The organism is Sphingomonas sp. SRS2, assembly GCF_000971055.1.
GTDB lineage: Bacteria > Pseudomonadota > Alphaproteobacteria > Sphingomonadales > Sphingomonadaceae > Rhizorhabdus.
The window spans coordinates 23,685-38,366 of the sequence record NZ_LARW01000124.1 but is presented as its reverse complement, the minus strand read 5'-3'; the positions used below and the strand labels follow the sequence as shown (position 1 = coordinate 38,366).

General features: G+C 58.5%; 13 protein-coding genes. 3 read left to right on the top strand and 10 right to left on the bottom strand.

The window, feature by feature from the left end:
• Positions 1–48 precede the first annotated feature (48 nt).
• Genes WP12_RS19925 through WP12_RS19915 form a run of 3 tightly spaced genes read right to left on the bottom strand, consistent with a single transcriptional unit; the run spans position 49 to position 2,965 of the window.
• Positions 49–510, bottom strand: coding sequence for a hypothetical protein (locus WP12_RS19925; protein ID WP_443027892.1), 462 nt, complete (start codon positions 508–510; stop codon positions 49–51).
• Positions 507–1,397 (bottom strand): plasmid partitioning protein RepB C-terminal domain-containing protein, encoded by an 891-nt coding sequence (locus tag WP12_RS19920; protein WP_046195437.1) that lies wholly within the window; start codon positions 1,395–1,397, stop codon positions 507–509. Before WP12_RS19920 ends, WP12_RS19925 begins: the two co-directional genes overlap by 4 nt.
• Positions 1,394–2,965, bottom strand: a complete 1,572-nt coding sequence (locus WP12_RS19915; protein ID WP_046195436.1) for a recombinase family protein — start codon at positions 2,963–2,965, stop codon at positions 1,394–1,396. The genes WP12_RS19920 and WP12_RS19915 overlap by 4 nt, the downstream gene beginning before the upstream one ends.
• A gap of 194 nt (positions 2,966–3,159) precedes the next feature.
• On the opposite strand from WP12_RS19915, the gene WP12_RS25050 reads away from it, so the two are divergent.
• Positions 3,160–3,405: a hypothetical protein gene (locus WP12_RS25050; RefSeq protein WP_160299257.1), complete on the top strand. Its 246-nt coding sequence runs from the start codon at positions 3,160–3,162 to the stop codon at positions 3,403–3,405.
• A 15-nt stretch (positions 3,406–3,420) separates the two neighbouring features.
• Here WP12_RS25050 and WP12_RS19910 read toward each other — a convergent pair whose 3' ends face one another.
• From WP12_RS19910 to WP12_RS19895, 4 genes are all read right to left on the bottom strand, one after another.
• Entirely contained in the window at positions 3,421–4,161 is a 741-nt protein-coding gene (locus WP12_RS19910) for a hypothetical protein (protein ID WP_046195435.1), read from the bottom strand.
• Positions 4,162–4,672: 511 nt separating this feature from the next.
• The gene (locus tag WP12_RS19905) at positions 4,673–5,656 is read right to left on the bottom strand and encodes a tyrosine-type recombinase/integrase (protein ID WP_046195434.1); all 984 of its coding nucleotides are present in this window, start codon (positions 5,654–5,656) and stop codon (positions 4,673–4,675) included.
• A gap of 128 nt (positions 5,657–5,784) precedes the next feature.
• Positions 5,785–6,105, bottom strand: coding sequence for a hypothetical protein (locus WP12_RS19900; RefSeq protein WP_046195433.1), 321 nt, complete (start codon positions 6,103–6,105; stop codon positions 5,785–5,787).
• Positions 6,102–8,732, bottom strand: coding sequence for a DEAD/DEAH box helicase (locus WP12_RS19895; protein WP_084691258.1), 2,631 nt, complete (start codon positions 8,730–8,732; stop codon positions 6,102–6,104). Before WP12_RS19895 ends, WP12_RS19900 begins: the two co-directional genes overlap by 4 nt.
• Before the next feature lie 706 nt (positions 8,733–9,438).
• On the opposite strand from WP12_RS19895, the gene WP12_RS24370 reads away from it, so the two are divergent.
• Positions 9,439–10,149 (top strand): helix-turn-helix domain-containing protein, encoded by a 711-nt coding sequence (locus tag WP12_RS24370; RefSeq protein ID WP_084691257.1) that lies wholly within the window; start codon positions 9,439–9,441, stop codon positions 10,147–10,149.
• Positions 10,150–10,262: 113 nt separating this feature from the next.
• On the opposite strand, the gene WP12_RS23610 is transcribed toward WP12_RS24370, so the two are convergent.
• The gene (locus WP12_RS23610; RefSeq protein WP_052730515.1) at positions 10,263–11,060 is read right to left on the bottom strand and encodes a site-specific integrase; all 798 of its coding nucleotides are present in this window, start codon (positions 11,058–11,060) and stop codon (positions 10,263–10,265) included.
• A gap of 922 nt (positions 11,061–11,982) precedes the next feature.
• On the opposite strand from WP12_RS23610, the gene WP12_RS19880 reads away from it, so the two are divergent.
• Complete coding sequence (locus WP12_RS19880; RefSeq protein WP_046195430.1) at positions 11,983–12,510, top strand: hypothetical protein; 528 nt, start codon at positions 11,983–11,985, stop codon at positions 12,508–12,510.
• A gap of 396 nt (positions 12,511–12,906) precedes the next feature.
• Here WP12_RS19880 and WP12_RS26505 read toward each other — a convergent pair whose 3' ends face one another.
• Positions 12,907–13,296: a DUF6527 family protein gene (locus WP12_RS26505; protein ID WP_443027891.1), complete on the bottom strand. Its 390-nt coding sequence runs from the start codon at positions 13,294–13,296 to the stop codon at positions 12,907–12,909.
• The gene (locus tag WP12_RS19875) at positions 13,293–14,681 is read right to left on the bottom strand and encodes a HesA/MoeB/ThiF family protein (RefSeq protein WP_046195429.1); all 1,389 of its coding nucleotides are present in this window, start codon (positions 14,679–14,681) and stop codon (positions 13,293–13,295) included. Before WP12_RS19875 ends, WP12_RS26505 begins: the two co-directional genes overlap by 4 nt.
• Between the last annotated feature and the right edge of the window lies 1 nt (position 14,682).

The following is a 14,682-nucleotide window of genomic DNA, read 5'->3' as shown; positions in this document are numbered from 1 at the left end:
CGGTCGGGCTACGCCCTCCCTACGCCGCGCTCAGCGCAAGCTGGCGCCTCACAACAACGTTACCCGATCCCGCAAGGGGGTCCCTTTTAGACGCCTATCGGGGGTCCCGTTTGCACGCCGATTGACAGAGACGCCCTTCTTCACCGCGTTCAGGATCATCCTATGCTCCTGGATAATCGCGATACGGTTTATTCTGCGGTTATAGGTGAAGGCTTCGTCATCGGTCGCCACAAGGCACACCACTTCGGTGTCGCCCCTATCGAGCAGAATAGCGATCCGGAGATGGCCATCGAGGAGATGGTATCGGTCGCGATCCTCCGCATCGCGCGCTACAACCGGGGGCTCGATGATCCCGACCTCAGCGATCGAGGCAGCGATTTGAGCAAACTTCACTGATTTGCGGATGCGCTCGGATACCTCGTGTAGTGGCATGATCTGCGGGATAGGTATCCGCAGGCTGGTTTCCTCAAAGCCGAGTTTCACGGAGAGCCGCGCCTTGCGCATGTTCACAGCGAAACCTCCTGTAGCGGCGTAAGCCTGAAGGCCAGGTTCTCAGGTAGGGTTTCTAGCCCTTCGTCTTCGAGCAAGGCGACAAATTGTTCATCACTTTTCAGCCTACGAAGCGCCTCAGCAACCAGCATAAGCCTGTCCCTCGTCGCGTTTGCTCGCCTGATCATCTCGCGCTTTCGGTCGGCATCTTCCTGATAGGCTTTGACCAGTTGTTCCGACGACAGATGCTCGTTTGACCGCGGACGAGAATCCAGGTTCTTGCCGTGGCGCCGACGTCGTTCGACAAGCTTCTTGGCAGCTAGCAGCTTTTTGCCCCTGAGGGCGCCCTTTTCATACGCTTCCTGAAGCGCGCGTTGCACACCCTCGTCATCGGCATCGGCAATCTGAACGGCGATATATAGCGGGATCATTCGAGACTCTACGGAACGAAGCAGCCGCTCCTCTCCCCGTTCGAGAAGCCTCGCGACACCGTGAACATATTCCGGAGAAAGCCCTGTCTTTCGGCCAATATCCGACAAGCTGTGGCCTCGTTGCCGCATGCCTCCAATATCTTGAAGAAGGTCGATCGCGCGGTGCTGGCGACGAGCGCAATTTTCAACGAGGCTTGCGATGAGGCAATCTTCAGGCTCGGCCGATACAACGAGCGCTGGCACCTCTTGCTGGCCGAGCGCCTTATAGGCTTCTAGCCGACCCTGGCCACAGACGAGGTCATAAAAGGGACCGTCGGCCTCCATGCGTCGAGCGACTGTGACCGGACGTTTAAGTCCAATCTGCGCTATATTGTCCACGATCTCCTTGAAGACCTTTTTGTTGCGGAAGCGTGGATTGACGACGGTGATGCGGTCGAGCGGGATCCATTCGACGCGCTGTGCGGGCCGAGCGTTCATGCGGCCCTCCGAAATTCGGCGCGGGCCGCTAGCTGATAGAAGGCTGCGAGCCTGTCGAACCGATAGGCATCCAGGGATAAGCCATTATGTTCGCACAGGCGCAAAATGGCATCGTGCATGTCCAGCCTGGGCAGCAGATAATAGTCTCGGGTCGCGATATTATCGGAGTCCATGCGTACCGCGACCGTAATATCGGGATTTAATGGAGTATCGAGCCTCAGCCGCCAGCGCAGCGAACCTGCCAAGGTCGGTGCGCAGCGCACGATCACGATTGAGGCCGTGAACTCGCCGTTGATCGTGAGGAGATCGGTCGTCGGATCTTGGGTGACTTGGCCGCCGGCGGCCTGCAGGCCTTCGACGACTTGCGAGATCAACGTGGGGTGCATGCGCCGTAAGCTACGGTTGATCTCCAAATAGCGGTAATCATGGTCGGGAATGAAGCCGACCAGCGCATAGGCTCTCAGAAGGCTACCAAATCGGGTCCGGTATGCGCTGCTCGAGGGGCCCTCAAACTCATCAATGATAATTCCCGATAGCTTGCCGGCCCGCTCGAACATCAGCCGGAGCTTTTCGATCATCGCGTCGTCACTGAGCCTTTCAGATCGCGCGAAAATGATCGCCTGAGCACGGTCGAACATGTCGCGATCGACGATCGCTTCAAAAACACCGTCAGCTCGGATCCAGTCGTCTGCGGAGTTGCGGACATGCTCATATTTGAGTTTGAATGAGGTTCGGCCCCAGACGTTGTTGCCGATATATTTTTCGTTGATCAGCAGTTGGTGAATTGAGCCGCGCGTCCATGCGCGGCCGAGGTCAGACTTGATACCGCGCTCGTTGAGCGACGCCGCGATCTCCCGCTCGACGAGCCCCTCTTCGACAAACTTTTGATAGACGTCCCTGACGACCAGGATTTCATCTTCCGGTCCGGGGATCAGGATAACCCTATCGGTGGCGATGCTTTTATGCTCACCGGCGGAGAGCTCTGCTTTCCGTTCGCCATTCTGGTCGATAAGGACGCGGCGCAATCCGAAACCCGCGGCACCACCCTGGCGATAGCCATGCCGGATCAAATTGGCCTGGCCCGCAAATACCTTGACCGATAGCTCCCGGCTATATTCGCCGGCCATCGCCCGCTTCACGGTCTTGATGATCGAGGAACCGATACTGCCGTCATTCTCGAACTGCTCGGCACAGTAATGCACTGCGACACCAGCGCGCCGGCAGCGTAGTTCATAGGTAGCGGCCTCATCCGGGTCCTGAAATCGCCCCCAGCGGCTGACGTCGTAGACAAGAACCGCTTTGAAATCCGCTCGGCCCTTCTCGATGTCGTCGATCAACTGTCGAAGTGATTCTCGTCCTTCAAGGTTCAGGCCGCTCTTGCCCTCATCGGCATAAGTTCGGACAATTTCGTAGCCCCGGCTCTCCGCATATCGTCTTATCGTAACTGACTGATTATCGGTCGAATATTGCTGGTGCTCGGTCGACATGCGGACATATTCGGCCGCTCGCATCTTCTGCAGCTCTCCGCCTGCGCGATTCAAGTCGTGGTCAGTCCAATCAATCACCATGACGTTAGCACCCGCACGTGAGGCCCCGAAGCTCGCGAGAACCTTAGACCGGAAGGGGCGGAAAGATGTTTCCAAATAGCGGCAACAGAGTTCCGAAGGCGGGTGAGCACCTGTCGGACGCCGAACTTGGACGATTGCTCGGCGTGGCGCTGAGAGAAGAATTAGGCGCAAGCGCAAGGGCGACGAAAACCATCATGCGATGGACCGGTGCGTGCGACCGTAGCGCTCGCAATTGGATGCACGGTGACGGTGCACCGAGCGGCGCTCACCTGATCGGGCTAGCTCGGGGTTCCGATCATGTGATGGCGATGCTGCTCGAATTGACGGGGCACACCGAGTTCCTTGTCGCCGCCGATATCCACGCCGTTGAGGTGGCGCTGGCGCGGGCTATGGGAGTCATCGAGACGCTCAAGCGCCAAAGGTTGAAGAGCAGCGACTAGTCAGGAAGTGCCGAGCTATTTCGGCATCGGTGGATCAGGAAAGCGGAGGGCTGTTTTCACTCGGCCCAGAATGGTGCGCTTCGCTTCAAGCTGAGTGATCATGTTAGAAAGACTGATTTCGCGCCACCGACTATCAAGCCGCTCGTCGGCGGCAAAATGCCTGAAAAGGTCGATTGGGTCATTGGCCAGAGCCCGATGGGCTTTCCGGCCGGTGATGTCCGAACGAAGATAGCGGAACAACGCCTGAAGAATCTCGATGGCTTCTCGCTGATCTTCCCCTGCCAAGGCCTCGTTAATGTACTCCCGAAGCACGATCGGTGCCGCGGCCAACTGACGCTTAGACGTGCCATCGGACCGCCCGAGATCCATCACATTGGCCACGCGACTTTGCAGACAATGAAGCGGATGCATGAGGCGTATGGCGATTTCGCCGGCGATGCCCTCATGCTCATAGGGGAGGATCAGATCGGCGACGCCCTGTTCCAGGCCGCGTTGGACGCCTTTGACGTGCGAAAGAAAGTCGATGTCGATGGCAAGGCCGCCGATGGTCGCGTGAACGATGGCGGTTTGAAACGTCGTGTCGTTCGCATCTGGGACCTCGACCGTTCCTCCCAGGCCGTCTGCCAGTTTCTTGGCGACGTCGCGCTGACCATAATAGTCGATGTCTTTCGAGGTGTAGGGCCGGAATTCCAGGAGTTCGGCAGCGCGGTCCGAGTAATATTCGGCCCAAAGGTTCAGCGCTTGGCCGCCGACCACGAAGGCACGTTGGTCATGCTCAAGGATCTTCGAGATGTCGAGAACCGCGCGGGGCGGTACGGGAACCGAGGTCAGAGGCTAACGGAACCGCGGCGGGCAATCCGACCGCGCGAAACGGCGAGACCCGAAAAGAAACCATTGCGCTGAGCCAAGTCGCTCAGGGATGCAACACCGTTCCGCAGGTCAGAATCGTCCTGGTCGCGCGAGCGCTGTTTTTCGCGCTGACGCTCCACTGCATCATATCGACCCGACTGCATCATGCCTCACACTCCAAGGCTCACCTACGGCTGCAACTATTGCCAGTCAATAAACGCGCACGGACTATATTTTATCCGGAGGCGCTCCACTGCCGCCTCAGGCAGGGGCGACTTCGTAGAAGCGAGACCGCGTTAGCGGTTCGCCCCTGCCTGAGGCGGCAGTGGACGCACGTAGCACATTTTCCTAGAAAAATCAAGATAAGGAGCGGTTGGAAGACAGTCAATGACCGCCTCCCCAAAACGGCTCACACGTCTCATTTCAACGAGGTCAGCCGCTTTCCGATCGCCATGAGAAGCGTGGATTGATCGACATAGACCCGACGGATGCCCGCCACGCGCTCGGGCGACCACCCCATGATGTCGGCGACCTCTCGATCGGTGAGATCGGTCTCGGTCAGCAAGCGGGTACAGAATGTCCCGCGGACGTCGTGGAGGTGCTTAAAGATCTTGTCTCCCGATTCCTCGTCGACATGCGCGATGTCGGCCGCATCTCGAACCCGGTTGAAGCTCCCTCCAAATCCATCGGCGCTCCATGCTTCGCCGCGGCTGTTGACGAGGACGGTCTCCACGCCTTCCTTCCGATGGCGCCCCCGCAGCTCCTCAAGTAGGGCATCGAGCGCGGGTATTCTGGGCATCGCCATATGTCGCCGTTTGCCGGCACTTTTCTTGAGCGCCTTCTTGACGATGGCGTGCTCACCCACCTGGGCCCAGGTCAGCGTTGCCAAATCGGCCCGGCGCAGGCCCGTCAGCGCGGCAAGCCGCAGTCCATCGACAATATGGGTCGATCCCAGCTCGGCGGCCTTAGCGGTGAAGCGGGCGATGTCGTCATCGGTCCAGATGATCTCCGCACGCTGTCCATTGCGGTAGAGCTGAGGAATCTTCGCTGCCGCATTGAAAATGACTCGCCCCCGCAACCGTCCAAACTCGAGCAGCGAGCGCAAGACGGTCACACCAATGTCAGCCGCGCGCGGCGTTTCAGCACGGGAGTCGCGCCAAGCAACGACCTTGGCGACCATTCGCGGGTCGTTCCACACGGCGAGCGGCGTCTTGCCCCATTTCTCCTCAATCCGATCCAGCGCGGATCCCCAGGTCTTCTGGGTGGAAGCCGAGAGCGCCGACCACTCTGGACTGGAGCGACGATCGGGATCTCGCGATCTCCATTCCCGGATCAGCGACATCAAAATCGTGGTGTCTGGCGCTCTTTCCGCGTCGCGCGCGTCCGTGATCGCCTTCAGCACCGCAATGCCAAGTCGAGGGGCTGTCGGACCAACGGATTTGAGGACACAAGGTCCACCGCGCCAGGCATAGATATACCAGCGCACCGGGCGTCCTGGGCGAGCGCGCCGAACGATATGAACGCCTTCGATCAAAGCCGACCAGCTTTGTCCCAGCGGTCAAACTCGGACTCTTTGGCGGGATCGGTGCCCAACACGCTGCTCAATCGGATCGTGCCGTCCGGGTGCAGATCGATCGTCACGATCGGCAGGCCACTCTCCTGAATGGCAGCTACTGCCGTCACGATCTCAGTCTTGACCGCATAGCGCTTAGGTTCGATCTCTTTTGCTTTAGGGCGCGGACGTGGCGTGACCGGGCCATCTGGCAAGGTGGCGAAGCCCACTCCCCCAATGCCCCGGACTCCTTTGCGCGGCACTTTGAGCGAGCGCGGGTCGATCGGTGCCCAGCTCATGCGGCGAGCTCCCGGATCACATTATCAGCCGGCGACCATAAAACGCGTCGCCAATTTTGACCGACGGTCTCGAGTTGATCATGCGAGACCCACGCGCTGACACCAGGCTTGGATTCATAACGATAGACCAGCAGGTCGTCGCCTTGCAGGTTCATCAACTGGGGCTCGAGCAAGGTTCGCTCGACCAGCTCGCCACGGACACGCACGCCCAGTTCGCTACCTGGCGCATAGACAATAAATTCCCCGTCCGGGCAGTCGACAATTGCGCTGTCATCGCTGGAACCAGTCCCAAGCCCTTCATACCATTCGACAAGAGCCGTCGCAGTCTCCAGCGAGACGAGCGCCTCCGATCCAGCGGCATGGGCTGCGATCACCAGGCGCCGAAGAAAATCACCAAAATGGGTAAAAAGAGGCTCGGTGAGGCGAAGGCCGCCGTGAATGCCGTCATAGATGGCGATACAGTCGTTCGACTTTCGCGGACCGCTTTCGCTATGAAAAGCGATATTGCTATCGGCAAAATCTATGTCCGACCCGGCAATACTGTGTTCGCGAGCCAGTAGATTGACGAGAGCACGCGCTACCGCCTGCCGGGTCTTGAGTTGCCGGTCGCCGGTACCCGCAAACCAGGGTTGCTCTATCTTGATGACGACGCCGGTCGTCGAGATTTCTCGCTGCTGACGGGTCATATTCGGATTAGTCTGCTTGAGGTCGCGATACAGCATCGCCATTGAACCTGCGCGAAATCCCTCTACGGCCTCACTGACCTGCAATTCCGTCTCGGCAACTAGCCCCACCTCGCCCTTCAGTAAGCGCCCCTCGATGAGCTCGGGCGCGGCGATTGACGCATTGACCGTTTTAGAGATGAGTGCGGATGTCTGCTGCGCCTGACGCACCGGTTCGAGCATGATTGCCCGCCCGTAGCTGCTGTTGCGCCAGCCAGTGACGCGCATCGGCCGACCCAAATGGAGATAGGTCGCGCCCGGATAAGCTTCGCGAATGGCTTGCGCTTGGCGGATCGTCCCGACGCGCTTCGAAGAGCCGGATTTTAGCTGCAGGCTGTACTCGGCTTCCGCAATCGCTCGCAGAGGATAGTTGAGATGCGGGCGATCGCCGCCGATTGCAGCAATACCGTCGAACTCTCGTGGGCGGCGTCCACCCGGAGAAGCCATGTCTACGATCGCAGCGAAGCTCTCGGGCCAGTCAGTCCGCTCGATCTTGTCGAGAGCATCGCATTCCGCCACCAGGCAACGCGCCTGAGCGAATTGGATGAAGCGGTTGTCGAGATAAAGGTGTGACGGCTCGACCGAGCCCTGATAATATTCATGGAGCGACGATCCGAACTGCCGAAAGGCATGGGGCGGCGCGACCACCGCGAACAGCCCAGGCATGGCGCGCCCGACACGCCCGACCCGCTGGCGAAACGCCTTTTTCGACGCCGGGATTCCGAGGTTGAGGCCAATTACAAATTGCGGAATGTCTATGCCGAGTTCGAGAGCGGAGGTTGCCACCACGCCGCGCAACCGTCCCGCGCGAAGAGCTTCTTCAATTGCAGCTCGATCTTCCGCCTCATAACCACTTCGATAGGATAAAACGTCGAGCTTCCGAAGCTGCCAAGCGATGCGCTCCACCCCTTGGCGCGAGTCATGAAACGCGATGAATGCGTGGGGAGCGATCGTGGTGGCGATCTTCGACAGCATGTCGGCCATCGCGGCTTCACCGGCCGCTCCATGATCGGGGCCATCGATATGGAGCAGCGTGCGGCCGTGGCGCGGCGATCCATCCTCGGCATCACCGATCGCCAGGAACGGCAGACCGGTAAGCGCTTCGAGATGGGCGGCCGGATCTGCAATCGTCGCCGTGGTGGCGATGACCTGGAGCGATCCAACAGCGCCGTCTTGCCCGCTCAGCCGTGCCTGCGCGACACGTAATCGACGCAGGAAATAGGCCAGATTCGTACCAAAGACCTTATCATAGACATGGGCCTCATCGAGCACGAGCAGACGCAGTTCGGACAGGAAACGGCCAAAACGAGGCGTTCCAATCTGACGCATTGCCCAGGCATGCATGACATCCGGCGTCGCCAGGATGATCCGGGCGCGGTCGAGTACGTCGAGCCGCTCGTCCATGCCGATGTCGCCATGGAGCTCGCCGATGATGGAGGGAGGCAGACCCGCCCGTTTCACATCGCGCCGCCAGCGCGCATGCTGATCCCCTCCGAGGGCCTTCTGCGGATAGAGAACGAGAACCCGGCCTTTGCCTTCGAGCATCTCCCGGATGGCTGCAGCTTGGAAGATCAGCGATTTGCCCGAGGCCGTGCCGGTGGCGACCACGATATTACGCCCGCGCGCCACCTCTGTAAGCGCGGCGCTCTGGTGCGACCATGGCCGTTTTCCATCCAATGTGCGCACGAACCAGTCGCCGATCGCGCCTGACTGATAATCGGCATCAAGCTTGGCCCGCCGCTCCTTTCGAGCTCGCAGATCCATGCGCTCGATGATCGACGCCGAAGTCGTAGCGACAAATTGTTCGAGAAGATTAGGCAAAAGCGCCTCCTTTCTTTGGGACGATGAGAAAATGCTAACCGCGGGGCCGCGACAGCATGCTGTGCGCCTGCGGCCGGCGATCATTATCGAGAGCGGAGCGGACCGACCTGCGGACGCGGTCGACGATCCCGAAAAGATCGGCCACGTCCCTTAGCCGTGGTCATGGGGCGCTTCTGACGAATGGAGGCCTTGGCCGTCGTTGGCAGTCTCATGGACGTCCGTGCATCCGACAGCCGGATCGCCGGGCCACAACACAAGTGCGGACCCCGACCATAAATAGTGCCGACACCGACCGACGCCACGGCGGCGCGAATATCGGCCTGAGTCAATCTCGTGAGGGGCGCCCCTCCACGGCGCGCATGGATTTCCAGCGCAATAATGAGTTGGTCACGCGCAGAAAGCCGAGGGTTTTCAGGTTCACCTTCGCTTGCTGTGGTCAGCGGTCCTGTCGGTATGGGATGCGATGTCATTGCTTCTCCTTCTGCTGTTGATGCAACGGAGACTAAGCCCACATCGGCAATCATTACTAGATGAAAAGATAGTTAACGCCATCAATATTCCCAACATGTTTTCTTTAACCTTAACACAGGGGCATCATAACTTTGATTCTATCTTGAAAAATGAAGCATGACACTAATCATGTAAAATCGGAAGATTTGTCCTTGCTATATTTAATGGTTTAGTTCTATGCGAACCATCTCGGATAGATCTATCGAGATATGTTTTTTATTGATATGAAGAGATTTATGCTTAGGATTTTACTCCATCCTGGCTACGGGGCGATGGCGAGATGTCTGGCAGGGTTGAAATCAGGATCGGACCTCAACGCTGGTCGATCCGGCTCCGCCGCGAGCTTCATTCCGAGGATAGGGCGGGCGGTTTTCGACTGTCCGTAAAGATCGGGCATCGACTGGCGTGTCACCGTCGCGCACGCGGCCTGTCACCGGAAGCCGCGGCGATGCAACTCGGTATCGCGCCCATCATCCTTGCGCAGATCGAGACAGGATTGATCGAGCCAACAATAGGTCAAATTCAACGCGCCGCAGAAATTTTCGGCGTTCAGCCCGAGGAACTGGCGTTCGGCAACAACCTGATCGATGTCCATCAGACATCCGTGCCGCTGCCCCTCCGGAAGATATGTGATCCGGCGGCAGTGCCGGACGTTATGTTCGTGCCGCTGTCGATGATCGACACCCGCGGAACATCCGAGGCATTCTACCTCTCCCGCGATATGCCAGGCCTTTTGCGTGCCGCAGGCGAGGTCATCATTGTCGACACTGTCGTCCGCGAGATGGGAACGGAACCGCAGGATTATCTGATTGAAGGCGCGGACGGGCTGGAAATTGTTCGCGTCGAGCCCCAATCATCAACCCCATCAACCCCATCAACCGCGACCGTTCGACGCGAGTGCGGAAAGCTTCACTGGATCCGTAAGTCGACGCTAGTCGTCAGGGGGCAGATCAATTGGACCATGGTCTGCCCCCTGATCGACCACCGCTGATCGCGCCATCTCAAACATGCTGAACATTGTCAGTCTCTGAAACTGAGCCGCCCGTTCTCCACACGAACTGCGGGTACAGGCGACCTGCCGCAACTTCGGACTGTGAAAGCTCCTCAAGTCAGCGAGCCATCAGAGCCTTCAGGGGAATCGTCATCAGGATCCTGAGGATCCACCATGCCGAGCGCCGCTATCGCCTTAAAAAAGTTCTTGGACGGTTCGATATATTTTTCGGTCGTATCAAGGCGAGCATGCCCAGCAGCGAGTTGCACGTCGCGCAACGAGCTTCCGTGCTGTCCGACGATGTGCGCCAGCTGGGTAATGAAAGTGCGTCGACCAGAGTGACTTGAACAACCCTTGAAGCCGCATTTCTTGAACTGCCGCCAGAACCATACCGTGAGCGCGTTCGGAGTCACCGGCCGAACTTGGCGCTGCTGGCTGAAGGCAACGAAGTCCACCCCCGGATAGGCTTTCATGAAGCTTGCGACTGAGCGGGATAATTCTCCGTGAACGGGAATGTACCGAGATTTCCGGTTCTTAGTGGTAGCACCGTAGACGATCATGGTCGTGTCGACCCGGCCGGCCGGCGTGAGAATTGAGTCGAGGGTGAACTTGGCAATCTCCGAAGCGCGCAGACCGGCACGAAAGGACAGCTGTATCACCACGTCCGCTGCCAGCGGATGGAAATGCTGGTCCATGACGAATTGACGGAAGCGAGTAAACTCGGTTTCCGACAAGATCTTTGCCCGCTTGGTCGGCCCTTTTTGCTTTTCGGGCATACAGAGCCTGTCGGCAGCCGACCGGCGACTGCCCGGCTCGGCGGGGTCGCGCAGGGCTCGCAGCTTAGCCGCCTGCCTCCCGAGAGCCTCCTCAGAACTTAAACGCTGATAAGGACGGTAAAACCGCGATGCCATAAAGCCTCCTTTCGTTCCTTGGTGCGAACTAAATTCCGCCTCCGGCCGATTCGATCAAGACGAAAATAAGTACAAATATCTTTCTGTCGTCCCAAATCAGGAAATGTGGAAGATATGACCTTCACGTACGCGGATATATACTGTTAAGGTTAACTACATTTTCCTCGGGTCGTTTCTATATTTTTCGTTCGAGATTGAGATACGTAAAATATGAACTGTAGAATGGTGGACGGATTGAGTCCCGATCCTGCCTTCATCACAAACCATTCGATTAACAAATCGCAGATTACGTCCGATCGCCGGATACGAACCCTGTTATGGAAATTGCGAAATACTGATCGGCGCACCCAGCTGGATTCATGCTATCAGCAGCTGACGATCCAGTGGTCATGGACGTCCATCTCTTCCGGCAGGCGCGCCCGTAGATCCGAGGCTTCGCCGCGGCGCGCTGCCGGCCTTCGGCCGTCAGAGGGGCCTGTCATAGAATAAGGATTTTATTTCCAACTTCCGGGCGCCGCGGAAAACGGCGGGTTTTTGAGGGCCGGAAAGATTTTGGGAGACGTCTCTGAAAGAAAACGGAAGGTAAGAATCCAGGGGAAAGAAAAAGCGGGGCGCCGGAAAGCGCGAGTTAAGGCATCTGGTCCCGGCCGCGTCAGGCGTTGCGACCGCCAGTGTCTAGGTAAAGTTTAGGCCATTACTACTCGCGACGAGGCAATATCAGACCGGAAGATTTGTCCTATTGGTAACACGGCGCCGAATATCATAGTATTAATAAAGTTTATCTTGACTTTGTGATCGAATACCCATATCATTATGACCAATCAGCACCATCGACGTACAGTCGTTTCGCCGGATTATTCCGCAGTGCTGGCCCTCCCCTGTCTTTGGATCGCCCTGATCCTTCCCCCAAGGAATTACCGCTATGAATCTGCCGTCGAAGAAGGACCGTGCCGCTACTATTATCTCCAAGATCATTGAGCTCGATCGCGCCTACGGGATGACGATCCCGGGTCGCCTTTCCACCAATGAGCAGATGTCTCGCCTCGTCCAGACCGAAGACAAGTGGCGCGCTTTTATCACGCCCAACCACCGAGTGACGATCGGGCGTCTCACCGAGCGGCAGGTTGGCGTTCGCTACCTACGCGATCCCGAGAGCACCATTTACGAGGTCCAGGTCTTCAACAGCCCTCGTCTCGTTGTGAATATGCGCGGCGATGAGGTCCATCTTCACAGCTACATTCCCGGAAAATGGGAATCCTGGTTCGGTGTCGATGATCGTGACAGCACGCCGTTCGATCGTTTCCCGTTCGCAGATCCGAAGTCGCCTGAGTGGCAGGCGCTTGTCCGAACCGCAGACTATCAGCTGCCGCCGCTGTTCGATCAGCCGCCTGACAAGCCTTATGATGGCCCGCATCGTCCCGGTGGCGGCCGCGGCAAGCGCTTGCGTTGATTGCGTAACGATCCTTGTCGGGCGCTGTACTAGATCTCTATGAGCATGGCGGCAGAATTGGCTGAATCGGTTGAGGGTTCGATCAAGCTTGTCAGCTGCCGTGCATTGTCGAAGAAACGAGCGGCGGCTTACCGCCTTAGATGCAGTGATTTATTGGCACCGGTTGCGGCCCGAAAGCGGACATTGCTTGGCGAGCCAACGGCCGCCGGTCCGAACGAGCGACTTTGGGAACATTATTCAGTCGGGGCGGCTTTGGGGATACCTTGAGCGAGATTGCGAGTGCTGTGGAAGAGAAGTGTCGCTCACCGACTCTTCCCGGTCATGCAACGCCGCCTTGATGTGGAGCGACCGTAGTTAAGCGGCCGCTTTCGGTTTCAGGGCCTTGCAACGCGCAGGTCAGTAGCGGGTAGAAGGGCGACCGAGCGCCGGACGACCATGGCTTGGCCGGCCGTCTCTGGCCCAGAGAATACGTCCGTCTCGAACAAAGAAATGACTATGACAACCTCGCACCCGCCAAACCGACGGATGCAAGGTCACGAGGCCGTTGCGGCCAACGTCTGCACGCCAGCTCGGATTGTCACCTGATATAAGGCTCAGCTGGATGAGTTCCTTGCAACCGCAGGGGCACAAAAGAGCGGCTGCCCAGGGCGGACTGCTTTCGTCCCCGACCAGATACACGGTCCGGGATGATGGGCGATCTGGAACATCGTCCGCATTCTGTCCAACCCATTGTTTATGCCCTAGAAGTGCTCGGAGCCAGTTTACCCATCGACGCAACCAGTTCATGCGGCCTCCTTGAGGCTTAGCTCGGGCATGTCGAGCAACGGGGTAACATCGCCGCGGCCGATGTGCCGCACCAGAAGCGGACAAGGCTCACCGTCGCCAACATGTTCGTAGATGGCGTGGCTGAGGCTTACCCGGTGAATGGCGAATTCTTCGTTCGGATCGAGCCGGTAAGGGTGGAGCCGGGCCAGCAGTTCGTTGACCGCAAGCGATGCAATTAGGCTGTTTAGCTGGATCACTGCCGGTCGATCTTCCGGCACTCCCTTGATATAGCCGCGCTCGCGCAGATCGCGATATGCCGCCGGATCCACTCGATAAAGCCCCGCTGCCCGTACTTGTTCGAGCGTGTAGACGTTTCGACTGAGCAAGCTCGATCCGCCGGGCTTGAGATAATGCACCGTCCCGCAAACCTGATCGACGCTACCCTTGCCGTCCGCCTCCAGTTTTACACCCAGATCGAAATAGGCGAGCTGGTAGAATGTGGCGAGCCGGTTGAGGAGATGCCGCCCGTCCACGCTGTCCATGCAGCCGAAGACGATGTCGCAGCTAGCGACCGCTTCGAGGGCCTTCGGCGAGAATAGCGAGACGGGATATCGCTCGACGCGCGTTCCGAAATCTAAGGCCTCGATTGCGTCGGCGAGGACGTCGACCTTGAAGCGGCCGCCGACCGCATCCGCGCGCCGGCTGTTGACGATGCGGTTGAGATTCTTGTCCTCGATGCGATCGGGATCGACCAAGACGAGTTCACCCACGCAGTTGCGCGAAAGCTGATCGATCACCACGCTACCAGTGCCCGAGCACCCCACGACGGCTATGCGGAGCCGACGGAGTTGCTCATAGGTCCCAGCGCCGAAGCTCTGAGCGACCCGCCGGGCATGTTCGGGAACCGGCAGACTTTGATCGGCGGTCTGCCAATAGGCTAGATCGTCGCCCACGACATTGACATGATGTAGGGGAATAAAGCCGCCCACGTCGGTAACGCATCGGCCGAAAATGCGGCCGCAGTCGAGCATAACCGCGCTGCCGTGCGGCCCTTCTACCCATCCATGAATTCCCGGGAATAGGGCGCGATCTGCTATATTGTCGATGTCCGAAAAGCGATCGAACGCAATATGCCCGTGCATCTTGAACAGCGACCAGCCATATCGCGCTGCCTGGGCGAGAAGGTCGGGCAGCATGTCAGTGGGCCAGGTCACGCTCTCCGGTGTTCTCTCGCACACATCATGCGCGACGGGGTGGATCGAGCGCACCACTAAACGGGTTTTCTCCGTTCCGGCGGCGCGACCGCACAGCAGTAGCGCTACGGCTTCCTTGCCATCACCCGGAAAAAGATGTGCTTGGAGTTCAGCATGCTGCTGGCTGGTGAGTGTCAGCGAGAAGAGCTTCATG

Bases quoted from the DNA above. Each gene is read 5' to 3' on its own strand.
- WP12_RS19920 (WP_046195437.1), bottom strand. From the start codon at position 1,397: ATGAACGCTCGGCCCGCACAGCGCGTCGAATGGATCCCGCTCGACCGC.
- WP12_RS19915 (WP_046195436.1), bottom strand. From the start codon at position 2,965: ATGGTGATTGATTGGACTGACCACGACTTGAATCGCGCAGGCGGAGAG.
- WP12_RS25050 (WP_160299257.1), top strand. From the start codon at position 3,160: ATGCGATGGACCGGTGCGTGCGACCGTAGCGCTCGCAATTGGATGCAC.
- WP12_RS19900 (WP_046195433.1), bottom strand. From the start codon at position 6,105: ATGAGCTGGGCACCGATCGACCCGCGCTCGCTCAAAGTGCCGCGCAAA.
- WP12_RS19895 (WP_084691258.1), bottom strand. From the start codon at position 8,732: ATGATCGCCGGCCGCAGGCGCACAGCATGCTGTCGCGGCCCCGCGGTT.
- WP12_RS24370 (WP_084691257.1), top strand. From the start codon at position 9,439: ATGTCTGGCAGGGTTGAAATCAGGATCGGACCTCAACGCTGGTCGATC.
- WP12_RS23610 (WP_052730515.1), bottom strand. From the start codon at position 11,060: ATGGCATCGCGGTTTTACCGTCCTTATCAGCGTTTAAGTTCTGAGGAG.
- WP12_RS19880 (WP_046195430.1), top strand. From the start codon at position 11,983: ATGAATCTGCCGTCGAAGAAGGACCGTGCCGCTACTATTATCTCCAAG.
- WP12_RS26505 (WP_443027891.1), bottom strand. From the start codon at position 13,296: ATGAACTGGTTGCGTCGATGGGTAAACTGGCTCCGAGCACTTCTAGGG.
- WP12_RS19875 (WP_046195429.1), bottom strand. From the start codon at position 14,681: ATGAAGCTCTTCTCGCTGACACTCACCAGCCAGCAGCATGCTGAACTC.